The sequence below is a fragment of the Anaerophaga thermohalophila DSM 12881 genome (genome assembly GCF_000191885.1).
GTDB classification, from domain to species: Bacteria; Bacteroidota; Bacteroidia; order Bacteroidales; family Marinilabiliaceae; genus Anaerophaga; species Anaerophaga thermohalophila.
Genome location: NZ_AEWI01000024.1, coordinates 71,783 through 94,750 on the forward strand (window position 1 = coordinate 71,783; position 22,968 = coordinate 94,750).

16 protein-coding genes and 1 tRNA gene are annotated in these 22,968 nt (G+C 41.6%); 9 read left to right on the forward strand and 8 right to left on the reverse strand.

Features of this window, described 5'->3' with window-relative positions:
* The first annotated feature begins 83 nt into the window (after positions 1 to 83).
* Together ATH1_RS0109240 and ATH1_RS0109245 are read left to right on the forward strand one after the other, a co-directional pair.
* Positions 84 to 758, forward strand: coding sequence for a TonB-dependent receptor plug domain-containing protein (locus tag ATH1_RS0109240; RefSeq protein ID WP_010420543.1), 675 nt, complete (start codon positions 84 to 86; stop codon positions 756 to 758).
* A 243-nt stretch (positions 759 to 1,001) separates the two neighbouring features.
* A tRNA-Leu gene (locus tag ATH1_RS0109245) sits at positions 1,002 to 1,085 on the forward strand.
* Between the two features lie 64 nt (positions 1,086 to 1,149).
* Here the strand turns inward: ATH1_RS0109245 and rocD are convergent.
* Together rocD and ATH1_RS0109255 are read right to left on the reverse strand one after the other, a co-directional pair.
* Positions 1,150 to 2,373, reverse strand: coding sequence for an ornithine--oxo-acid transaminase (gene rocD, locus ATH1_RS0109250; protein ID WP_010420551.1), 1,224 nt, complete (start codon positions 2,371 to 2,373; stop codon positions 1,150 to 1,152).
* A gap of 1,112 nt (positions 2,374 to 3,485) precedes the next feature.
* Positions 3,486 to 5,882: a TonB-dependent receptor gene (locus ATH1_RS0109255; RefSeq protein WP_245531759.1), complete on the reverse strand. Its 2,397-nt coding sequence runs from the start codon at positions 5,880 to 5,882 to the stop codon at positions 3,486 to 3,488.
* 3 nt (positions 5,883 to 5,885) lie between these two features.
* Between ATH1_RS0109255 and ATH1_RS21430 the strand changes: the two genes are divergently transcribed.
* Positions 5,886 to 6,089: a hypothetical protein gene (locus ATH1_RS21430; RefSeq protein WP_010420555.1), complete on the forward strand. Its 204-nt coding sequence runs from the start codon at positions 5,886 to 5,888 to the stop codon at positions 6,087 to 6,089.
* A 416-nt stretch (positions 6,090 to 6,505) separates the two neighbouring features.
* Positions 6,506 to 7,087 carry a DUF996 domain-containing protein gene (locus tag ATH1_RS0109265; RefSeq protein ID WP_010420556.1) on the forward strand — a complete coding sequence of 194 codons (582 nt, stop codon included), beginning with the start codon at positions 6,506 to 6,508 and terminating at the stop codon, positions 7,085 to 7,087.
* Between the two features lie 251 nt (positions 7,088 to 7,338).
* Here ATH1_RS0109265 and ATH1_RS21435 read toward each other — a convergent pair whose 3' ends face one another.
* Positions 7,339 to 7,497, reverse strand: a complete 159-nt coding sequence (locus tag ATH1_RS21435; RefSeq protein ID WP_010420558.1) for a hypothetical protein — start codon at positions 7,495 to 7,497, stop codon at positions 7,339 to 7,341.
* A 227-nt stretch (positions 7,498 to 7,724) separates the two neighbouring features.
* Between ATH1_RS21435 and ATH1_RS0109275 the strand changes: the two genes are divergently transcribed.
* Positions 7,725 to 8,993, forward strand: coding sequence for a metallophosphoesterase (locus tag ATH1_RS0109275; RefSeq protein ID WP_010420570.1), 1,269 nt, complete (start codon positions 7,725 to 7,727; stop codon positions 8,991 to 8,993).
* Positions 8,994 to 9,071: 78 nt separating this feature from the next.
* On the opposite strand, the gene ATH1_RS0109280 is transcribed toward ATH1_RS0109275, so the two are convergent.
* Complete coding sequence (locus ATH1_RS0109280) at positions 9,072 to 12,047, reverse strand: DUF2268 domain-containing putative Zn-dependent protease (RefSeq protein WP_010420573.1); 2,976 nt, start codon at positions 12,045 to 12,047, stop codon at positions 9,072 to 9,074.
* Positions 12,048 to 12,734: 687 nt separating this feature from the next.
* Between ATH1_RS0109280 and ATH1_RS0109285 the strand changes: the two genes are divergently transcribed.
* The 4 genes from ATH1_RS0109285 (at position 12,735) to ATH1_RS22785 (ending at position 17,489) form a co-directional block, all read left to right on the forward strand.
* Entirely contained in the window at positions 12,735 to 13,043 is a 309-nt protein-coding gene (locus ATH1_RS0109285; protein WP_010420574.1) for a hypothetical protein, read from the forward strand.
* 359 nt (positions 13,044 to 13,402) lie between these two features.
* The gene (locus tag ATH1_RS0109290) at positions 13,403 to 15,475 is read left to right on the forward strand and encodes an Ig-like domain-containing protein (RefSeq protein WP_139035325.1); all 2,073 of its coding nucleotides are present in this window, start codon (positions 13,403 to 13,405) and stop codon (positions 15,473 to 15,475) included.
* 635 nt (positions 15,476 to 16,110) lie between these two features.
* Positions 16,111 to 17,163 (forward strand): nucleoid-associated protein, encoded by a 1,053-nt coding sequence (locus ATH1_RS0109295; protein WP_010420582.1) that lies wholly within the window; start codon positions 16,111 to 16,113, stop codon positions 17,161 to 17,163.
* A 215-nt stretch (positions 17,164 to 17,378) separates the two neighbouring features.
* Positions 17,379 to 17,489: a 30S ribosomal protein THX gene (locus ATH1_RS22785; protein ID WP_010420584.1), complete on the forward strand. Its 111-nt coding sequence runs from the start codon at positions 17,379 to 17,381 to the stop codon at positions 17,487 to 17,489.
* A gap of 186 nt (positions 17,490 to 17,675) precedes the next feature.
* Here ATH1_RS22785 and ATH1_RS0109305 read toward each other — a convergent pair whose 3' ends face one another.
* The 4 genes from ATH1_RS0109305 to ATH1_RS0109320 all read right to left on the reverse strand — a co-directional run bounded on the left by ATH1_RS0109305 (position 17,676) and on the right by ATH1_RS0109320 (position 22,845).
* Entirely contained in the window at positions 17,676 to 18,800 is a 1,125-nt protein-coding gene (locus tag ATH1_RS0109305; RefSeq protein WP_010420585.1) for a lipid II:glycine glycyltransferase FemX, read from the reverse strand.
* Between the two features lie 273 nt (positions 18,801 to 19,073).
* Positions 19,074 to 20,519, reverse strand: coding sequence for a TrkH family potassium uptake protein (locus ATH1_RS0109310; RefSeq protein WP_010420586.1), 1,446 nt, complete (start codon positions 20,517 to 20,519; stop codon positions 19,074 to 19,076).
* A 33-nt stretch (positions 20,520 to 20,552) separates the two neighbouring features.
* Positions 20,553 to 21,455, reverse strand: a complete 903-nt coding sequence (locus tag ATH1_RS0109315; protein ID WP_010420587.1) for an endonuclease/exonuclease/phosphatase family protein — start codon at positions 21,453 to 21,455, stop codon at positions 20,553 to 20,555.
* Positions 21,456 to 21,480: 25 nt separating this feature from the next.
* Positions 21,481 to 22,845: a methyltransferase RsmF C-terminal domain-like protein gene (locus tag ATH1_RS0109320; RefSeq protein ID WP_010420588.1), complete on the reverse strand. Its 1,365-nt coding sequence runs from the start codon at positions 22,843 to 22,845 to the stop codon at positions 21,481 to 21,483.
* Positions 22,846 to 22,968 lie beyond the last annotated feature (123 nt).

The window sequence follows — 22,968 nt, forward strand, 5'->3', positions numbered from 1 at the left end:
ACGTAAATGAGTGACGAATTTTTGTGTGATATTGAGCATGCTGCCCGGTTGGCAGATTTTTTAAATTTAACTGTCTATCACCTATGAGAACCAAATTTATTTTACTCTTTGTGTTTGTGACAACTTTTGCAGTTGCACCAATTCATTCGCAGAACAGAGTTGTTACCGGACGGGTTCTGACGCTGAATGATCTTCCGGTAGCCAACTTTAAAGTAGAGGCCAAAAAGAGCGAAACCGGTGCCATGACCGATTCTGCCGGATGGTTTACTATTGTTACTTATCCTAAAGACGTACTGCTTTTTAAAGGAAAGGTGTTTCGTAATGAGAGACTAAGAATTAACCAGCGAACACCGGACACCGTGTACGTGAACGTGGAATTTATTAATACGCCCGAAAATAAAGAAATAGCTGTCGGGTATGGCTATGTTGAAGAAGACGAATTGTTGCATTCCATTTCTCATTTGGATAGTGGGCAAGCCGATTTTTCGCAATACAGGGATATATTCGAATTGATAAGGGGGCGTTTTGCCGGAGTACAGATACAGGGAAATGAAGTCATTATTCGTGGAATCAGTTCTATTAATCTATCCAGCTGTGCGCTTTACGTTGTTGATGGCGTTGTGGTTAGTGATATTAGTAGCATCAACCCATCCGATGTGAAAAGCATCAATGTATTAAAAGATTCCGGAGCCTCTATTTACGGTAGTCGAGGTGCTAATGGGGTTGTTGTAATTGAAACGAAACGTGGAAATGAATAGGGGTAAGATTATCAGGTATTTGTCCGGGGGTATTCAACAAATGCAATGATGCATTCAGTCCGGACGGAAGAATTACTGACCGATGGAGAATACAGACATTTTGGTTTCAATAACAATTCTGAATCGTGAATGTGTCAATGCCTGCGTAGCCCCGAAAAAAATGCCTGATTATTGTTGTCGAAAAAAATTAAGTTTCTATATTTGCACCGCTGTTGAGCGAAACGGCAACACCTGAAAATACTGGCCCAGATGGCGGAATTGGTAGACGCGCTAGTTTCAGGGACTAGTGTCCTTTTGGACGTGCAGGTTCGAGTCCTGTTCTGGGCACAAAAAAGCTGCAACGGATTATTTATTAATCGGTTGCAGCTTTTTTTTCTGATGATTGTTTTTCTCAGCTCATCTCAAGAATGGTTTTCTTGATAATTTCTATGGCTTCTCTTAATTGCTCCTCGTTGATGATAAGCGGCGGCGCAAACCGGATGATATGCTGATGAGTAGGCTTGGCAATCAGACCGTTTTCCTTCATGGTCACACATACATCCCATGCTTCTTTTCCGTTTTTGGGACGAATCACTATGGCATTGAGCAGCCCTTTTCCCCGCACCGTTTCTATCATCTCCGAATTGATCTTTTTCATCTCTTCACGGAAAATTTTACCCAGACGTTCGGCATTTTCTTCCAGCTTTTCGTCTTTAACAACCTGAAGTGCCTCCATGGCCACTTTGCAGGCAAGCGGGTTACCACCGTAAGTGGACCCATGTTCGCCAGGGCGGATCACCAGCATTATGTCGTCGTCGGCCAGGACTGCAGATACCGGATAAACACCACCCGAAACAGCCTTGCCAAGAATAAGGACATCCGGATGAACGTCTTCATGATCGCAGGCAAGCATTTTACCGGTTCTTCCTATTCCGGTCTGTACTTCGTCGGCCATAAACAAAACATTGTTGGCTTTACAGAGATCGTAGGCCCTTTTCAGGAAACCATCATCGGGAACATAAACACCTGCTTCTCCCTGTATGGGCTCAACCAGAAATCCCGCAACATTGGGATCTTTTAGCTCTTTTTCCAGAGCATCCGTGTCATTATACGGTATGGTAACAAAACCCGGGGTGAAGGGTCCGTATCCTCCATAACTGTCCGGATCAGTAGACATACTTACAATAGTTATGGTTCGTCCGTGAAAATTGCCTTCACAGACGATAATCTTTGCCTGGTTTTCGGGGATTCCTTTTTTCTTGTATCCCCACTTGCGACAAAGTTTAAGGGCTGTTTCATCCGCTTCGGCACCGGTATTCATCATCAGTACCTTGTCGTATCCGAAATATTGTGTGATATACTCTTCAAACTCTCCCAGGACATTATTGTAGAAAGCCCTGGAAGTGAGTGTGAGTTTCGAAGCTTGCTGGTTGAGTGCTTTGATAATTCTCGGATGGCAATGCCCCTGATTAAGAGCAGAATAGGCTGACAGGAAATCAAAATAGCGACGCCCTTCAACATCCCAGACAAAAATGCCTTCACCCTTTTCCAGAACAACCGGAAGCGGATGGTAATTGTGTGCGCCGTATTTTTCTTCACGCGCAATGTAGTCGTTTGTAGTCTTTGGTTGTTTCATATAATGCCGATTTAATTTAGCCTGCTTTATTCATAAGTTTTCGTCATGAGATGTTCAAATATCAAAAAACGCAAGCAACCGCAGACAAATTTGATGCAGGAAATAGTGAACTATTTTCAAATCAAATTTGATGAGGACGCTTGTATTTTGCCGATAGTTGAGCATTGTAATAGATAATTTATGAATAATGCAGGTTAGGTTTAGAATATGATCGAGACCATTTTCTTTGCTAAAAATATATTTGTGGTACTATCCTTACTTTAGTGATTTATATTATATAAAACATTGTTCAAATATTGCTTCTTTTGATTGATACAATAAGGCAATCTTTGCCATGCTCGTTTCATCTGAGGGAAAAGAACTTCTTAACTTATATATCCTTTACCAACTCTTTTGAAAGCTGATAGATTTTCAACTTCTGAAAACTATCAATAGATCGTTAGATTTTTAGATATAAGATGTAAGATAATTCATCAGTATAAATTAACTATAAGTTATTGGTCTGATGGAACTCGCATGCAAGCATTTATACATATTCTTGTTGTGGAAAACCTTGCCATGCTCGTTTCGTACAACCTTGATATACTGTATTTAACAACTAAACCTCTTTAGATGCAAACAATTGTTTTGCAATGTTTTGCAAAAGTTTAACGGAGTATTGAACTATAATACAATATATAAACTACATTAAACTATATTTTAACTAACATATAAACAAATTGCAAGTTATCATTAAATTCGTGGTAGAACCATATTTGTTAAAGTCCTATAGCCTGTCCGTATTTTCGGAGCACATCTTTATCTCAAAATACGGAAATCTCTTTTTCAAAAACACTGAAATTTATCAGCGATGAAGTAATTTTTTATCAATACTGATTTGGATGTTGAAGTGGTAGGAAGGTAGGAAGGTAGGAAGGTAGAAAGGTAGAAAGGTAGAACGGTTAAATGGTGAGTCTGCAGTAATGAGACTGGGAAATAGAGATGTTTGTCATTTCTGTGTTCGCTCGGCTCTGCCGCTTTGCCTGTAAAGAATCTGTGTCGCTCGGCTCTGCCGCTTGCTTGCAAGAATCTGGGGTGCCTCTCAACCTCAACCTTAGTCTCTGCCTTTTTTCCTAAAACCCGATATTTAGCGATACATTCAGGCGGCGACCGGTAAGATAGTTGGGAACGGCATACTGAAGGTTGTTGACATCGCTCACCCAATAGTACGATACGGTATTATTGATATCGAAAAGATTAAAGAATTCAAGTCCCAGCCAGGCTTCCTTTAATATATTACTTCTGAATGTACGCGTAACCCATGGCATCAGGTCTTTTGAGAACCCGATATCTATGCGGCGGTAAGGAGGCATTCTGAAGGTAGCCGTATAGCGGGGCGACCGTGGAGGGCCAAACGGAAGTCCCGATCCGTAATATAGACTCAGATGCACCTTAAAAGTGGGATTGTTGGGCAAATAATCCTGAAAAAACATCGAAAAATTGAAGCGTTGATCGGATGGGCGCGGTATGTAACCGGGTTCGCCGGGCTTGTCCCATGAATCGGTCAGAATATCTTCTTCGGTTCGCAGCAGCGAGAGCGTAGCCCACGATTCGGTGCCCGGTACAAATTCACCATGGAGTTTAAAATCCAGTCCAGTGGCAAAACCTTTTGCTTCGTTTTTTCCCGTGTACTGAATGCGTACGTTATCAATTTTGTATGGAACCAGGTCGTACAGATGTTTGTAATAAATTTCGGTTGAGAATTTGAAAGGACGTTCAAGTACGTAAAAATAATGGTCAAGGCCTGCCAGTATTTGTCGGGATTTCTGGGCTTCCAGGGTATTGATTTCGCCCGATTGGGGCGGACGGTATTCTTTGTAGAACGGGGGCTGAAAATACCAGCCACCACTTAAACGGAATCGCGTATTTGGGGTGGAAAAGGGGAGTACTGTGGCCTGAAAACGAGGTGTCAGGTGGAGCTTGCTTTCTTTATCGGACCATATAAGACGGGTTCCGTAGTTCATCCTTATTTTTCCCCACGAAGGTGTCAGGGTGGTTTGATGCGAAACGAACAACTTTAGATGATTGGTTTTTTGACGGAGCTCGGCATTCAGGCTGTAACTTAGTTCCATATCGGGATTTCGGGGAATGGAGTACCCGGCAGAGTCGATCAGTTCCCATTCGTTAATGCGGTCATCAAACTGCTCGTTCTGCCAATCGACACCCCAACTGATGGAATTGTAGGAATTTACATTGTGCTTTCCTTTTACTGAGATGGTGGTAACGGTTGCCAGCAGATCATTCCTGGCATGTTGAAGATATTCTCCGATGCCAATATTGGTAGCTGTTTCATTTCCGTTCATTCCTTCAATTTCCTGAAGCCAGTAAGCCCCTGCAATGTCAAAAGCCTCTTGTTCCAGAGCCCCGTAGTGAGAGGTCTGAAGTTCGTATTGAGCATCTTGCCCGGGGTGAAATTTAAGCTTCACGGCCCCCATTCCTGTTTTAAAATTGTCTTTTTCCTGTCCGGCAAAATATATTTTCAGCCTTTTCACTTCGTTTATAGTTCCAAAAGTCGTTTCTCTGTCCGAAGGAATAAAATGGTAGCGATTGAGCGCATAATATCCCAGTGCTTCGGCCGACAGATGAGGTGAAAACTGATAAGTAAAGAAAATTTGTGCATCGGTGAATTCGGGGTTATAGTCACCTTTAGTATCAAGGGTTCCCAAAAGATACCTGTTGGTTTTATGTCTGGCGCCGGCCAGCCAGGAAAATTTTCGGTCTGTTGTACTACCCTGAGTATAAACGCCAGCACCCAGTAAGTTGATGTTAGCACCTGTGGCCAGTGAGTCAGGCTGCTTGTATCGAACATCAAGTACCGAACTCATTTTGTCTCCATAACCAACCCCAAATCCGCCTGATGAAAAATAGACCGATTCCACCAGGTCGGGGTTGACAATGCTAAGTCCTTCCTGTTGTCCGCTCCGTATAAGCTGAGGGCGGTGTACCTCGAAACCATTGAGGTAGACCAGATTTTCGTCGAAGTTTCCCCCACGAACACGGTATTGTGTGCTTAATTCATTGGCCGAAGCTACACCCATCTGAGAACGTACCAATCCTTCGATGGCATACCCGGCTGGTGAAGGAAGCCGGACCGCAAGGTTGGGTGATATTGTGGTGGTCGTCTGATCGTCCTGGGCCTGTACAGAAATTTTTACTTCGCTGACTTCCCGGATGCGTTTTTTTAAGGTGATGACGAGCGGGATTTCTTGAATGTCTTCCAGGCTAATGATAATTTGCCTTGGCACGTATTCAATATGCGAAATTTGAAGTGATAAAGGGAATTGCGATTGAGTAGTTAGTTCAAAATTTCCTTCATTGTTGGTCGTAGTTCCCGATGAGCGTCCTTCAGCAATGATATTGACCAGTTCTACCGGTTTGCCTTCTTCAGTAACAACCTTTCCGTGTATGGTAATTTTCTCCTGGGCAAATATACTATCCAGGGTGAAAAACAGAAAAAGTACAAATAGCAAGCAGTGTTTAAAGTACATACGGCAACGGGACTCCTTATTTCTTTCAAACGCAAAAATAGGGAAAATATTGAGGAGAATGAGAATGAGGTTAAGGTTAAGGTTAAGGTTAAGGTTAAGGTTAAGGTTAAGGTTGAGGTTAAGGTTGAGGATGAGGTTGAGGTTGAGGATGAGGTTAAGGTTAAGGATGAGGTTGAGGTTGCCGTTTAATGATTTGCAACCGGGGATATTATTTCACGCTGAAACGGGTTTTCGGGGTGAGCTCCTCAAGCAGAATGAGTTGAGCTCTTAAGGCAATCTTTGTCATGCTCGTTTCATTGGCAAGTGTTTGAAATAGTTTAACGGACTATTGGTTTAACATGCAGATTTTCAAAATTGTAAGATTCATTTTAGACTGGGCTCATCTATAAAAATCTGATAGTCTATTGAATAATGTTGCATACCAGAAATATTATTAATAACTTGAATTCGTTTTTATTGTTTGAATACCAGTTGTTTGTTTTTTGCCTTACGAGCAATAAATGTCATTATTTTGTAAAACGGGCATGGAATGACTCAGATTAATACATATTCTCTATTTATTAACAAGTTTAATTTCAGTTATCTAATCAAAAAACAAAGCTTTTATGAAAAAACAAGCGATTACTTTAGGACGAATTGGTATTTTGTTGCCGATTGCAGTAATAATACCAATCATTAACATGTTTGTTGGCATAGCGGTCATCGTTCTTCTTCTGATGTCGCACAATTATTTTTCCAAAGTTTATGAAAAGCCGCTTATTTTTAAAAAGGCCCTGACCGGTACTATCATTGAAATTGTTGCCAATATTGTTGGCTGGATTATTTTTGTGATTGCAATTGGTTCTGCGGCTTTAAGTATGTCATCCGGCGGTGAAGTAGAACCCGTCAACTTTCAGAAAATAACGAGTGTTCTTTTTGAAAGCGCTGCGACGATTATCGGGGGCATCATAATACTTGCGGGTTTAATTATCGGTTTTTACTTCATCTGGCAGGGCTTGAAGCTGTTGGCAGAACAAACCGGAGTGAAACTTTTTAATACTGCAGGGTTGCTATATTTTATTGGTGCAATTGGAATCATTGTTTTTGGTCTGGGTATCATTGTGATCTTTGCTGCGTGGATTGTACATATTGTGGCTTACTTTACAGTGCAGCCTGATGAAAAACCAGCCGAAGCAACAACCGCATAAACAGAAATATACCTGTGTTGTCTCATTTTATAGATGACATGACAATAGCGGTGAAATTAAGCAGGGGTGTCACAAAAGTTAATGACAGACACTAAATTATCTTTAAGGACATTATCTTTAAGGACATCCCCTTTTTAAGTGTTCACTCACTCTTCAGTATATTCGTTCAGTTCAATATAAGATGTCTCTCCGTCATCTATAGTAACATCGGTCATCAATGGCAATGGCAGATCAAAATTTATGCAGCTCTTTCATTCTGCCGTTCCATCAAAGTCATCACCCTGCAATGTGGTTTCAATAACGTATCCTTCATAGCCGGCATATTCCGGTTCCTGTAACAACGGATGAAACGAGCATGGCAAAGTTTGCCACAATAAGAATATGTATAAATTCTTGCATGCGAATTCCATTCGACCAATAACTTAGATTAATTTTATACTGATGAAAGCGTGTTACCGTCGGCTTCATAGCTCCAGTTAGACCGGGTTTCTTTAGTTTTATAAAACTTTAACAAACCTTTGACACCCTTTAATCATTGCGGTATTACATTTGTTGCGTTAAAAATCACGGGGTTAGACCCGATAATTATTTGGGTTTTATAAGGGTAAAAAACGCCGGAATAAAGATTAAAAGAAGAATGAGATACCATTTGATTTTTTTGTGGGTGTTAGTCTTGTTGGTAGGAGGGATTGACTGGTTACTTTGGAGGTTTTGGAAGAAGGGGGAGCCTTTGCAGGGATTTCGTAAATGGTTTGCTGTTACAGGATTTATCATATTTCCCATTGTTTTTTTAGCCGGATTTTTTGCTTTTGGATTACTTATACGGGATGTCGAAAGTTATCATGTATATAATGCATTTGGTATCTTTCTGACCGTTTTTCTTTTGATTTATCTGCCTAAATTCGTCTTTATTCTGGTTCAGGGGATCGGAAGAGTACAAAAGGTGTTGCCCCGCAGACCAACTCCGCAACGCAAAAGGCATTATCCTCCCATATCGCGTGCCAGGTTTCTCAGTCAGGTTGGCATCATTATGGCTACCGCGCCGGTTGTCGGGTTGTTGTTTGGTGTTTTTAAGGGACGTTTTGCTTTTTATACCCGTCATGTCAACCTTTCATTTCCCAATTTTCCAGGGGCATTCGACGGTTTAAGGATCGTTCAGATATCGGATTTGCACCTCGGTAGTTTTGGAACCAACCGTGAACCTTTGCGTGAGGCGGTGCAACTCATTAACGACGAGAAGCCGGATATGGTGTTTTTTACCGGCGATCTGGTCAACAATTTTGCCGGGGAAACAAGGGGGTGGGAAGATATTTTAGGAAAAATAAATGCGCCATTGGGTAAATATGCCATTTTGGGAAATCATGATTACGGCGATTATAGCTCATGGCCAACAGAACAGCGCAAGGCTGCTAATTTCAAAGGCATCGTTTCGGCATTTCGACGATTTGGATTTCAGCTTTTAAGGAACGAATCTGTCACTATTGAGAAGGATGGACAACACTTTGTTATAAGTGGCGTAGAAAATTGGGGCCATCCGCCTTTCCCCCAATATGGCGATTTGGAAAAAGCCTGGAGTGAGGCCGGAAATGTGCCTTTTAAAATTTTACTTTCTCACGACCCTGATCACTGGGATGCAGAAGTAGTTGGGAAAAAAGACTACGATCTGACTATGGCTGGACATACCCACGGAATGCAGTTTGGTGTTGAAGTGGGTAAATTTAACTGGAGTCCGGCAAAGTATAGGTTCAAGCGATGGGCAGGCCTTTATCGCGAAGGCAATCAGTTTCTTTATGTAAACCGGGGACTTGGCTATCTGGGTATGCCAGCCCGTGTTGGAATGCCTCCGGAGATAACTGTCTTTGAGTTACATCGTGGGGGACAATTCACTGCTGATAAACAGAAATGATTGCAGTATAAAAGGCATATTTTTGTCAAAATCAAGGCGTTTTTAGACTGGGCTCAGAAATAATAAGGAATATATTTTTTATTTGTTGATCAGGAAGCTGTCGAAACTGGTGGAAAACACCACTTCATGAAAAAACGATCTGTCGGCATCGCGGTATCCGCCCCTGTATCCTATACTAAAAGGCAGAACAAATCTGAATGCATGGAAATCGCTCATTAATTCAATGCCTTTTGATGTAAATGTATTTGTATAGTAATATGTCAATCCGGTTTCTTTTTCTTCGAGTTTGAATTTTGCCCGTGCAGCATCAAAAAACAGATTAAGGCGAAACCGTTTGATATAAATTAATCCGGGCAACGACCAGTCGGGATTCCAAAGCGGCATTTGGTAGGTTCCGTTAAAAACGTACATATTATCGTTCGTAATATATTCATACCCGCGGGGCAGATCGAGCAAGTCGCCGAATTTTTGATACATCCGGTATGGTAAATTTGTGTCAATTTCTTCACCGTTAATTTTATTTTGCCACTCGTTGTCAATGCGTATGGCATGATGTTGTCCGATTCCGGGAAAATAAAGCCGGCTGCTGATGCCGTAAACCTTTCCGGCATTGTAATTTCCCCAGGGTGTATGCCTGAAAATGAAACTGAAACTTTGGCCCCATCGTGTATTGACATCGCGTGCTGTTCCTCTGAGTTTATTATGAAAATAGGCGGAGTACTCCATTCCCCAGTAGTCAATATCCGGAATATAAATCATATTGTTTTCTCCGGTTTCAATCAGGTTTCCATTGTTGCCAATTATAAAAAACGATTGTTCATAATTACGATTGCTAATATTTTGCCATGACAAGCGGCTTTCGAATTGAAGCAAACGGCGCCATTTCCCGATACTGAGATCGAGCGGAATACGTGTTCCTGCCTCCAGACTTATATGATTTTCTTTTCCTTGTTGTTCGAGAGTAAACAGGCGGGTTGTGCTTTCATACATATTATTCCCGAAGGATTCTTTATAGTCGCCCCATTTTAGATCAAAATCTATTATCGGAAACCATCCACGGTAGGTAAGGCCGATATTGAACTTTTCACGACTTTTCGATTTTGCGGCATTGTATCCTGCCCGTGTTATCATAGTACCAAGGAGATTCTGGCTCATCAGTGACAGGCCAGGATAAAGACTCTGGTTGTCAATGTCAATGTATGCGGGGGCCCAGCTGTGAAGGTTTATCAGGTTCCATTTGCTGTAAGGTCTTATCCCGAAGGTATCGGGCTTATAGTTGGTTTGGATGCGGGGCTCCTGTATTTTGAGCTTTTTTACAAGGTCATTGGTCAAATCAGCCGGCTCTACGCCCTCTTTTACAGTTTGCCAGGCGGGTATTTTTACAAGTTGATAGCCCGTTGGCGTATAATTCGAGTAAATAAGAGAATCTTTCCCTCTAAGAGAAGGGAAGGTGGCACCGAATCTTGACTGAGTCAGTTGTGACGTGATACCGGTTTTAATGTTGGTGCGGAAAATCTCCTCGGAATTTTGTGTTGATGCCGTATACCAGAAGTAATGATCTCTTTTTACAGGGTATTTTGGTTCATCGAAGGCAGGCTTCCGAAGCGTTTCCCACTGGTTGGTTTTGGTGTTCAGGCTAACAATACTTTTCCCCGAATCGGAGAGGAGTACCAACACCAGTTCGTCTTTTTCATCACTCCATGAAGGATGCATCGGAAAAGCATTTCCGGGAGTCGGAATTCTTTTTATCGCTTTTCCCTTCCACATATCGATAAGGGTTATGAAAAATTGATAACCGGTTGTATTTTCTACCACAGCCATGGTGTCCGATCCGGTTTTTAAGGCGGGGGCGAAATAACGTGTTCGGGAGGTTAGTGTTGACGTTTGCTTTGTAAACCTGTCGTAAACTCTCACGATAGAATAATCTGCATTATTCCAGCGAATATGGGGAGTAAACTCTGTCCATGCTACCCATCGCTCATTGGCGGTTATGGGATCACTGTTTCTGCTTCCTGTATAAGCAATTGTTTCTATATCTCCTGAAGATGAGATGTTCACGATACGGGTTCGCTGTCCAGGCCCGGTTATCTGGGCAAAAACGTCTCCCTGTTCAGTAACTACCGGATATTCGATGTTGGTATAGTCGTCATTTCCCCTGGCGATGAACGCGAAATCTGAAGTTTTGAGGGTGTCGTCGTAGTTTCTCCATGCTGTAGCAAGACTGTCAAAAACAGCATTGTAAAGCAGACGCTGATTGCGATAACCTGTTTTCCTGATCGCTTCTCTGAAGGGGATAAGCGACCAGCTGTTTCGCCCCACATTGTCGATCACCTCTTCCCATATTTCAGCTCCATACCGTTGTCTGACCGCGGCCGTGAAGTGATAGCCCATTTTGTAGTAATCCGGCACAAATTCTTTGTATGAGCCAAGATAGGCTTTGTCGAAATCGTCATATCCATAGCGGGTCAGCCGTGCCTTGAGCGGCTGGCTGAACGCAGGCAACCTTCCACGGCCACTTTCCGAAAGTGTGGTTTCGGTGATGACGGCATCACCCTCCATAAACCACATGGGCAGGTAAGCACCAAGGACAGCTCCCGTGGCTTGCTCCCCTGTAAACCAGGATGCAACTTTTGTAAATCCCTGCCTGAGTTTATCGATCTGTACCACGTGACGATATTCGTGAATGGCCAGTTGTTTCAACCAATCGATTCCGTAGTTATTCTGATCGGGAGACGGATATAGCTCAATACGCCTGGGAGCCCATGATACAAAGCCATTGGAAAAGGTGGAGCGTCCGTGTATTATTATATCTATTTTACGTGGTTTATGATTAAGCGAAGCCTCCACTCTGGGGGCAATACTGTCAAGAAAAAGAGCAAGCTCAGTGGCGGGTTCGGCAAATTCTTCGGGGAAAACCAGCCGGAATCGATCGGTGTTAATCTGTTTCCATTTTACGGAAGCAGGATCGGCTCCTGATGTGTAATACTGAGCATTGGAGGTAATAGTGAAGAAAGCAAGAATGAAGATTAGTAATGTGAAAATATTTTTTTGCATAACAGAGACATCTGGCATGTTATTTTTAACCTCAAACCTCTGAGTTCTAATCTCAGCGTTCAGGTTTTTTTTAACAGACTATTAATCTGACCTGCTTTAAATTTGTCTGCGATTGCTTGTGTTATCTGATATTTGAGCATCTCATGACGAAAGCTTATTGAAGCAGGCTAACTATCTATGAGTGCAGTATAAAAAAGCATATTTTTGTCAAAATCAAGACGTTTTAAATTTTTGTACCGGAGTTAACTTGTTGTTAATGAGGATGCAAAATTTAAAACAACAACGAGTTTGGCAACAAAGATGCTTTTTAGACCGGGCTCATCTATATTTGCAAAAGTAATTGTTTTATTTAGAAGATAACTTCTGAAATGAAACAAGTCCCGATTACTCGGGATGAATTCCATCCGACCATAAAGAACGACTTTACTTCAGGGGATACGATAAGCCGGAAATGAATAAAATGTTCCGGTTTCCTGCTTAAATAGCATTGAATGCAGGACTGGGATAGAAACTGGTGAAAAATTCGGCATCAGTTTTTGAATTGGAATACAGTTATATATGGAAAGAGGAATAACGTCAAAGTGATTTTTGGTTTTTCCAAAACTTTTTTGTAAATTTTAACGGGATCCATAAAAAATTAAGTTATGTCAGAAAACAAAATTTCCTTCGGCGTGACATTAGGCAGTGATGAGTTTAGTAAAAATTGAAGATCACATTTTTACGACTCACGAAAGTCTTTTAAAAGAAGAGCCTCAGATTCATCTGGTAGGCAAAAATTGTCTGAAAATTTTAAAGGAATTTGAGGACCGGTTGACACTCAAATCGATCAATGAATGGATGTTACTGTCACGGGCTCTTGACCAGACCTGTGGGTTTGAAACCTCATGGGACGACCGGAAAATATTGAAAGAATTGGTCTCGGGGCAGGAACATCCGGTAAGTTGGTATGCGCACAATTGTAAAGCAACCAATGTTTCCAAATTGTCAACATCATAAACCAGTTAGGGGGTGGCCGGTAAAACCATTAATACTTTGCAAAAAAACACTGAAATGCACTGAGAAGTAACTCTGGAGAAGGCTTTTAATTTTCTTATCAGAGTAGCTGTTGTTGAATCAGAGCTGATAAACCTTACTTCCGTAAAATTCCAAAATAAGACTGGAATGAAACGAGCATGGCAAGGTTTACCACTGCAAGAATATTTATAAATTCTCTCATGCGGGTTCATTTTTCCTGTGATTGAAAAAATCTAATTGCTGAATTTCTGCTAATCCCAATAATTCCCTGTGATAACAAACCATCATAAAATTAGCGTATATTTAATTTGTGTGCATTTTTTAACTTTTTTATTACAGCTATGAAACGTTCACTTCCTTTTATTTTGACGTTTTTCCTTTTGTTAACCTGGCATTGTTCAGATGACGAAGAAGAGAAAAACGAACCTCAACCTAAACCGCCTGTCGTAGAATTTATTTCACCCCGGGATGGAGCCTTCTTTAAGAAAGGATCAACAATTTCATTTGAAATAGAGGCCTCCGATGAAGACGGAAAGATTGTGCTGGTAGATTTAAAGATTGACGGAGAGAGTGTACATCAATGGCAAACGGGGCCATTTATTTATGATTTGGATACCAAAGATATGGAAGGCGGGGATTACGTTATAGAATGCTTTGTGGAAGATGATCAGGGTGAATCTTCAACAGAGTCGGTTTCCATAACCATTACCGAGGAAGATGTACCGGACCCCATTGCGCCCTATGTGGCATTTATTGCGCCGGAAGATGGCGCAGTCTATGAAAGAGGATCAACGATTTCTTTTGAAATAGAGGCCTCCGATGAAGACGGAAATATTCTATTAGTTGATTTATTATTTAATGGGAATAGTGTTCATTATTGGGAAGTGGAACCTTATACCGTTGACTGGGACTCGAATCATCATCTGGAAATAGGAGAAAACACTGTGGAATGTAGAGTTGATGATGATCAGGGTAAGTCCTCAAAGGTATCCATTTCAATTATCATCACTGAGCCTGTTGTCGCAAATTATACAATTAATGGTATTTTGAAATCGGCAGAAACAAATTCTTTTTTGGAAAATATTGAGGTAATTTTTGGTGAAATGTCCTCTACAACCAATGCGGAAGGCAAGTTTTCTTTTGAGACAAATAATACCGGCGTTGGAACTTTGCATTCCGAAGTATCATATGATTATATTCCGGTTCAGTATTCATGGGAGTTTGAAGAAAATGAGACGTATGATATTTCTCTTATGGCTTACCCAAAGGTATCAGGAATCAATACTCAAAATTCAGATTTTATCAAAGGTGTTTCCCTGTTTGACGCCGGTCCCTGGATGGGGCAGGACCTTTATCCGGATGCTTTTAAGCAAACCTTTGAAAGGCTTGAGGATATGAATGCCAACACAGTGACGGTATTTGATCCGGTGTTTGTCACCGTTGCAGGTGAAGATTCCGTGGCTATGAGTACCTCGGCGAATATCACTTATTATGCCTGGGACATGTTGAGTCAAAACCAATACAAAACCCTTTCGGATGAGGCTTCCGCAAGAAATTTGAATATGATGTACTGGTTTGGGGTGTGGCCTCAGGATGAAAAACAACTGGATGGCAAATCATTTAACGAGATTGTTTTCAGCGGCCAAAAATTGAGTGACTCCTTCTGGGAAGACTGGTTCTCGGAATACACCAGGATACTGAAAGAATACGCTCAAACCGCCGAGTCAAAAAATGTAGAATGGATATCGCTTGGTCATGGCCTTTCCTATGCCACAAGTCCGCAGGCTTTTAGCTCAGTAACTTTGTATGAAACTTCGTGGAGTAATCTGATCAGTGAAATAAAAAGTGTATACACCGGGAAAATTGCCTACTTTGGAGTAGTCCGGCCGTTTACTGCACTTAACTATTCGGGCAGTTACGAAGGGGCATTCTTTGAAGACGAAAGTTATTCCGATGGATTTATCGACTTGTTTGATGCTTTTGGAATCGTTGTTTCCAATGTGACCGAAATTCAGAATCCTACTGTTTCGCAAATAAAGAGTGAGATGGACGGGATATTAAACCATTATTCCGGTTTCAGCAAACCATTGATTTTATGGGTTTGGGCGCCTTCTGTTGACGGGGCAGCCAATACCTATGGGCACCTGGAACCTGTCCTGGATGTTTCCCGTGATGCCGACAGATGGTCTGTCGACTTTTATGAGCAGGCCGACCTTTACCATGGAATACTGCAGTCCGTCAATGAAAGCAGTGTTAATATTCAGGGTATTGTTTCACATGGGTACATGTATTACGACCGGTTTACAAAATACGAACCCCGAAATATGAATACTGCTTTTGAAAAGGCTGCATCGGTGAGAGGCAAACCTGCCGAGAAAATTATTCAATACTGGTATGGTGCTTACGGCAATTAGCCGTCACCCTGCTTCAGCACCTCTGTTTACAGGGTGGCATAAAATTCCATCAACACCAGAAAGCCGGTTTACAGCCGGCTTTCTATCTTCTTAATAAGAGGATACTGCTATGAAAGGGCCTGGTCCTGTAATAATCTAAAAAGTGTCTGTCCATAAAGTACTATTTGCCGCGTTACGCTTGACGCCAAAAATACCCATTTAAGAAAAGTAAACTCCGTTTTTGGCGGCTTCGCAGGCCTTGCAACTGGCACTTTCTGAACAGATACATCATAAGTATGAAACTTTACAGACGGCCACTAAATAATAAGTTTCATTTTGCCCTGTTGACTTTTTCAGCATCTCCTGCCTGTCATTTAACTTTTACTGAATTACCCGGGTTCATTCATCCATATAAAATTTATCTAAGTCATTGGTCGAATGGAATTCGCATGTAAGATTTATACATATTCTTATTGTGGAAAATCTATTTATGTTCATTTCATCTTAAATCTTATATCTAAAAATCTGATAATCTATTATGGCAAACTTTGCCATGCTCGTTTCATTTAAACAATGAGTTTGGCAACTAAGATGTTTTTTAGAGCGTACTCACGGATGATTTTTGTAAATTTGCCGGGAATAGTATTTAGAAGCTTATGATTGACTACTCGCAGGTTACAATAGAAAATCTGGTTATTCATCACATAGGGAGCCGTACCGAAGGAGAACCTGTCAGGTATTCCAAAAGTCCGGTGCGATTGTTTGATGAAGACACCGTAGGTGATGTTTTGTTGTCATATTTTTTCCGGCCGTTTAAAAGCGAAGCTTACTTCAATTTTACCGGCGAAAATGAAGCGCCCGAAAATAATCCCATGTTTCAGTGGTTATCAGCCGTTTTTGACAGTCCTGATAAGCTTTATGATACTTCCCTGAAGGTCGCGGAACATCTTTATGAACAGTCAAATCATCCGAAAATTAAGGGAGGTGAGTTCTACATGGCCTATTTCAGCAACTGTGTTGTTGACGGCGAAGTAACCGACGGAATCGGTATATTCAAGAGTGAGAATAAAGAAACCTTTCTCAAAGTATATCTTAAAGACCACACATTTGAACTGGGAGCGCAGGAGGGGATTAACATCAGGAAGCTTGACAAAGGTTGCATTGTTTTTAGTACCGAAAAGGAAGCCGGATACAAAATCTGTATGGTGGATAACATCAACAAAGGACAGGAGGCCCGCTTCTGGCGTGATGATTTTTTAGGACTGATGCCAAGGGAAGACAATTATTATTTTACACGGAACTATCTTAACCTGTGCAAAGATTTCGTGACCGATGTTTTTAATGACGAGCACGAAGTTCCCAGGCCCGATCAGATTGATATGCTCAACCGGTCAATAAACTTCTTCGATAAGAATAATAATTTTAAGAAGGATGATTTTGAACAGCAGGTTATTCGTCAGCCCGAGGTTATTGAAGCGTTTAACGATTACCGTCAGGTATTTGAGGAAGAAAAGGAGATGCCGCTTAACGACAGTTTTGATATTTCCAGAAGTGCTGTGAAGACAGAGAAGAAGCATTTTAAATCGGTATTGAAACTTGACAAAAACTTCCATGTGTACGTACATGGCCGTCGCGATAACATCGAGCGTGGTTTTGATCCGGACAAGGGCATGAACTATTATAAGCTCTATTTTGAAGTTGAGCATTGATGTCGCGAGCTTTGAACAGCCGCTTTATGGTGAGACACTATATAATGATTATATTTGCAGTCAGACTCAAAATCCGCAAGGAATTGTATGAAATTGTGATGTATTCCTCTCGAATTCAAGAAGGAAAATCTGTCAACGGTCTTCAGAATCATTGAAATTTAATTTAAAACATGAGTTCTTTAGGTATGGATTCAAACATTAAACTTTAATTGATTATGGGAAAAGGTGATAGAAAAACCAGAAGAGGCAAATTGTTCATGAAGTCGTACGGTAATACCCGACCGCGTAAAAAGAACAAAGCCAAAGCCAAAACAACAAAAAAGTGAATTAGTGGTTTATTAAAGGTTGTCTGAAAAAGGCAGCCTTTTTTGTTGAATCCCTTTGATTCTCAGTTGACTTAAGAGATGACCATCTGATTCAACGTGATTAGTGCCGCCTCCGGGGTCGGAGGCTACCGGAAGGAACAAAGACCGGAGCGTTTTGCATGAGCTGTTACGCCCGGGTCTGCTGCTCTATAAATGATAGCCTGTAGCATTCATTTCTGAAAGGCGGTATTGCTCATAAGCTTCTTCATTAAGGGGATAGTCCCAGCATCCCTGTCGGTGAATTTTTTCTCCGCCAAACCCTGTTTTGAAACGATACAAACCGTACATAGGGTGATCGGGATCGGGTTTTGGTGAAATGCCGAAAAGGTCGTATTCGGTGCACCCGGTTTCTTTGCTTCGGCGTATTGCAGCCCATTGCAGGGCATGACTTGCCTGGAGATTACGATGTTTGGAAGAGGAGGCTCCATAAAGATAGGTAGCTCTTTTGCCCGACCGGGCCAGAAACATTCCGGCCAGTGGTTCTCCGTCTTTTTCAGCCAGAAGCAAGTCTACCTCACCCGGTGACCATGTGTCATCGGCACGGGTGGTAAATATCTGCTCGAAAAAGGATATGTCGTTTGACGCCAAACGATTGCGATGGTATGTTTCGTCATACAATTGATACCATTTTGGTAACTCCTCCGTGCCAGCATGACGTACTTTCACCCCTTTTCGTTGCGAAAGTCTGATGTTATATCTTGTTTTGGATTTCATCTGTGCCAGAAGTTTATCCTCGTTGTCGTTAAGATCAAGCATGACGGTATGGGCCGGCAACATGTCCGAAAGGGCTTTTCGTAAACGAAAATGACGAGTGTCAAAATTCATTCGTAATTCCTGTATATGTGCATCGGGTGGCCCAAGCCAGGTACCATCTGCCGAATAAAAGTCATCTTCATTGGCCCAGGGCGATTCCCAGTAAAGATCGTAACGGATGAAAAGACAGTCGTCAGTCAGGAAATTTCGCAGCTGTTCAGATATCTCTTCCAGCCATACCCCCCGTCGTTCTTCATCAGGCAGTTGTTCAGGACCAAAAGGTACGTAAGCCATATAACGTCCGCCACCAAGTTTCCTGAGTGTTATCAGTATATCGCCTTCCCGCTCTTTGTCATTCAGTGAATGCGGGATGGAACCTTCATTCTTTCCAAGCGAAAGATCGAAGGCATACGGATACCATCCCTGCTTCTTTTTGAGGCGGGCCCAAAAAGCAGTTTGCTGCAATACATTGGTGGGAATGATTTGCTTTGTTTCCTTGGGTTCCACATCTACGTTCATCAGTATAAAATTAGTCTAAGTTATCGCGTATGTATTTACAATACTTTGTTAAACTTTTACAATGCACTATAAACCAATTGTTTGTGTTTAAAGAGATTTGTTTATTAAAGTACAGTATATCAAAGTTGTACAAGTCATCTTACATCTTGTATCTAAAAATCTAACGATCTATTGAGACACTCTTATGATATTGAAATTATCTTGCATCAAATATATTAATATCTAACGCTTATTGTTGGCACAAAGGAAACAAAAAACATGTGGAATTAAAAATCAGCTTTTCCAGAAGTCGGCGGTGAAAAGCACGAAAACGGTTGTGAGCTCCAAGCGGCCTAAAATCATCAGAAAAGATAAAAGAACTTTTCCTAATTGCGGGATGGACGCAAAATTACCAGCCGGTCCTACAGCACCAAATCCCGGGCCGATGCCTCCCATAGTTGTTAATACAGAGGATGCAGCTGTAAATGGTTCAACACCCAAAAAAGCCATAATAGCAGAACCGATGGCAAAAGTGACTAAATAGAGCACTATAAAAGAGGTAATAGCATTTACATTCTCATCCTCAATTCGTTCTCCATTAACACGTATCAATATTATGGAATTTGGATGTAAAAGCCTTTTCAGATTTGCCATGAAACTTTTAAAGGCAACAACATGTCTGATTACTTTTATTCCTCCACCGGTACTTCCCACACTTGCACCGATAAACATGAGCATGAATATAATTATCCATCCCTGTGCCGGCCATAACAGGTAATTGTCTGTTGCAAAACCAGTAGCTGTCATTATAGAAATTACCTGGAAAAAGCCGTTACGAAAAGCTTTTTCCAATGAAGTTTCTGTGGAAAAAACCAGTACCAGAGTTACAATTAAACCAGCAAAAAATATGAGTCCTATATATGTTTTGAATTCATCGTTGTTCCATATTTTTTTTAAATGTCCTTTAATGAAAAAATAATGAAGTGTGAAATTTATTCCGGAAAGGAGCATAAATATCATTATTACATACTGGGAGTAGGCTGAAAAATGACCAACGCTTGCATTTTTGGGAGAAAATCCACCTGTAGCTATTGTCCCAAAGCTATGACATAAAGCATCAAAAAAATCCATATCGCCCGGCAAAAGGAAGATGACTTGTATGACGGTCAGGCCCACGTATATTCCCCATAATCTTTTAGCAGTGTTGGCCGTCCTTGGCGTCAGTTTTTCATGTGAAATTCCGGATGCTTCGGATTTAAATAAATTATATCCACCAATTCTCAACATTGGAAGGATGGCCACAACCAAAACAATAATTCCCATTCCGCCAATCCAATGGGTCAGACTGCGCCAATATAGAACGCTTTTAGGAAGTGATTCAATATCAGTCAGAATTGATGACCCTGTGGTTGTGAAACCCGAAGCAGTTTCAAAAAACGCATCGGTAAAGCTGCTTATAGAATTTGTAAAAAGAAAAGGCAGAGTGCCGAATAGAGAAATAATGATCCATGCAAAGGTTACTGTGAGGTAACTCTCGCGTAATCCGAGGCTGGGTTTCAGGTTGATTGACGAACCAATATAGAGTCCTGCCCCTCCGAGAATGGTGATCAGCGAAGCATAGAAATGCCCCCAGAAGGTAGTTTCGTTGTAAACCCATACCCAGATAAAGTTTGTACACATAAAAAGTCCCAGGATCATCAGTACCCGGCCAAGTATGTTCAGTACAAATCGAATGTTCATTTGCAGCAGTTTTAGCGCGGCAAAGATAATTTTTTAAAGGTCAAAAACAACCACTACCGGGCGGTGATCCGAAATATAATCCTCATAATCATCGAAGCAGTCATCGGGACGTATGGTCATAGTTGTATCCACGTATTCGAACCATTCATCGGTGATCAGGATGTGGTCGATGTGAGCAGGCATGTCAGGGTACGACCAGTATTCTCTGCTACCCGTGGCTATTGGCATATCGGCAAAACGATAATTTTCCGTATCGTCTGTAAAATTAGCAAACACTTCATCGATGGTATTTTCTTCGTCCAACTCGTCGTTGAAATCTCCGAGAATAATGACAAATTCGTCGGGATAGTGCGCATCAATATATTCTTTAAGCATGTCGGAGGCAATTCTTCTTCTTCCGACGGATTCGCTGTCCCCCATGGCTTTTAAGTGCAGGTTAACAAGCAGAAATTCCTGATTGTTCCGACGATGACTAACTTTTATTACAAACGGAGCACGCGGAAAGTAATAGTCGTCATTTTCAGTCTCGTTAAACCATATCGTGGTGGCCTCTTCAATGAGCAATATTTCCGTCATTTTTATCAGATAGGCAGGAGCCATGCTTTGGTTAGGTTCTGGTGAAATGACATACTCCCATCCATCCAGCTGGCCGGCCAGTTGCTTTAGCGCTCCCTCGTTGGTAACTTCCTGAAGCGCAATTATATCTGGATTAAGCTGTTTTATGAGGTTGGCCGTGTGCATAACGGTGTTGTTCTCTTTTGGAAATTGTTCCAGGTTGAAAGTTGCAATTTCCAGATCTTCGCCCTGTTCAAAAGAAACGACACACCCGGAAAAGGTGTTTTCCGTTTCTGAGTCATCATTCCCGTTATCGCAGGATGCCCATAAAAAAGTAAAGGCAAGAAGAATTAAATAATACGGTTTAATCATGGTGTTCATAGATATTTTTTATTGTGGCTGATTTCTATATATCCATTCTGATTCGCCATCCTTTGGGAAAAAGGTTGTTTAGACGATTCCCGACATTCTTTACGAAACCAAGAGGAATATGGTTATAGGTAACGGTCATATAACCTCTGGAAAACCGATTGTCTGTTTTCGGAGTTTCCCCTTTAAGATAATGCAATGCAGCTTCTTTGTCCAGTTCAAGTAAAGGAAAGGTAGGATTGAATTCCCAGCTGAACGCCAGGGCGGGATCAGGAATAAGATTTTTGCGTCCGCTGGTTCCTATCGGTATTCCATATTCAATAACATTTAGTTTCATTTTCAGCAATTTCAGAATATTTTCCTTTTCTTTAGGAAAGGCTCGCCACTGCTCATTGTCTGCCAGGAATGAATAGCGCCCGGGGTCTTTTATTATTGTTTTTATCGTGTTGTCAACGACTGGTGTTTTTATTTTCGTTTTTGGCAATTTTGTTGTTTTTTGGGATGAAATTTTTTGGACGGCGGCTATAAAGAAGCCTTCACCTTTTACTTTATGTGGATAGAATGCCAGACCGTTCCCGTTTTTAACCGGGATTTCTGTTATTCCCCAATTTTCAGGAACTTTCAACCGGATTATTTGTGCATTTTTTTCTTCTGTCAGCCAATTTAAATTCTCTTCATTTTCCCGGGGATTAAAAGTACAGGTGGAATATATCAGCCAGCCTCCTTCCCTGAGCGCCGGCCACGCATCTTTTAATATGCGACGTTGTCTGAGCGAACACATTGCAGCGTTTTCTTCCGACCATTCGCGGCGGGCAGTATCGCCTTTCCTGAACATTCCTTCTCCCGAACACGGCGCATCGACAATAATGAGGTCAAATAATCCGGGTAAGGACGAAAATTCATGAGGGTCGGAACGTGAAACTACAACATTGGGAGCTCCCCATTTCAACATATTTTCCCTGAGTATACCGGCTCTGGAATGGATGACTTCATTGGTCACCAGCAATCCGTTTCCATCGAGATAAGAGGCGAGGAGCGTTGCTTTTCCGCCCGGCGCTCCGCAGAGGTCGAGCACATTATGAGACGCGCTGGTTTTGTCCGGTATAAGTGTTTCCAGAATATGCCAAAGAATCATGCTGCTGGCTTCTTGTGGATAATAGGCTCCGGCATGAAACAACGGGTCTTTGGTGAAAAACGGTTTTTGGCTGAGGTAGAAACCATATTTACACCAGGGAACGGTTTCTGTGCTGAATGCGTCTCCCGGTATTTTATGCGGGTTGATACGAACTGAACTTACCGGATGCTGGTTCATACTATGAGTGAATGCATCGTACCAGGCTTCTGAAAAGGTATCGCGTATGCGTTTCAGAAAAGGTTCCGGAAGGGGTGTTCTGTTGTTCATACTACACTCGGTTCGTTTGAAAATCCGGAAGCAGGGTGCTACCCTTGTTAACTTGCAAAGTAAAACAAAAAATCATTGAGCCCGGTCTAAAAAGCATCTTTGTTGCCAAACTCGTTGTTGTTT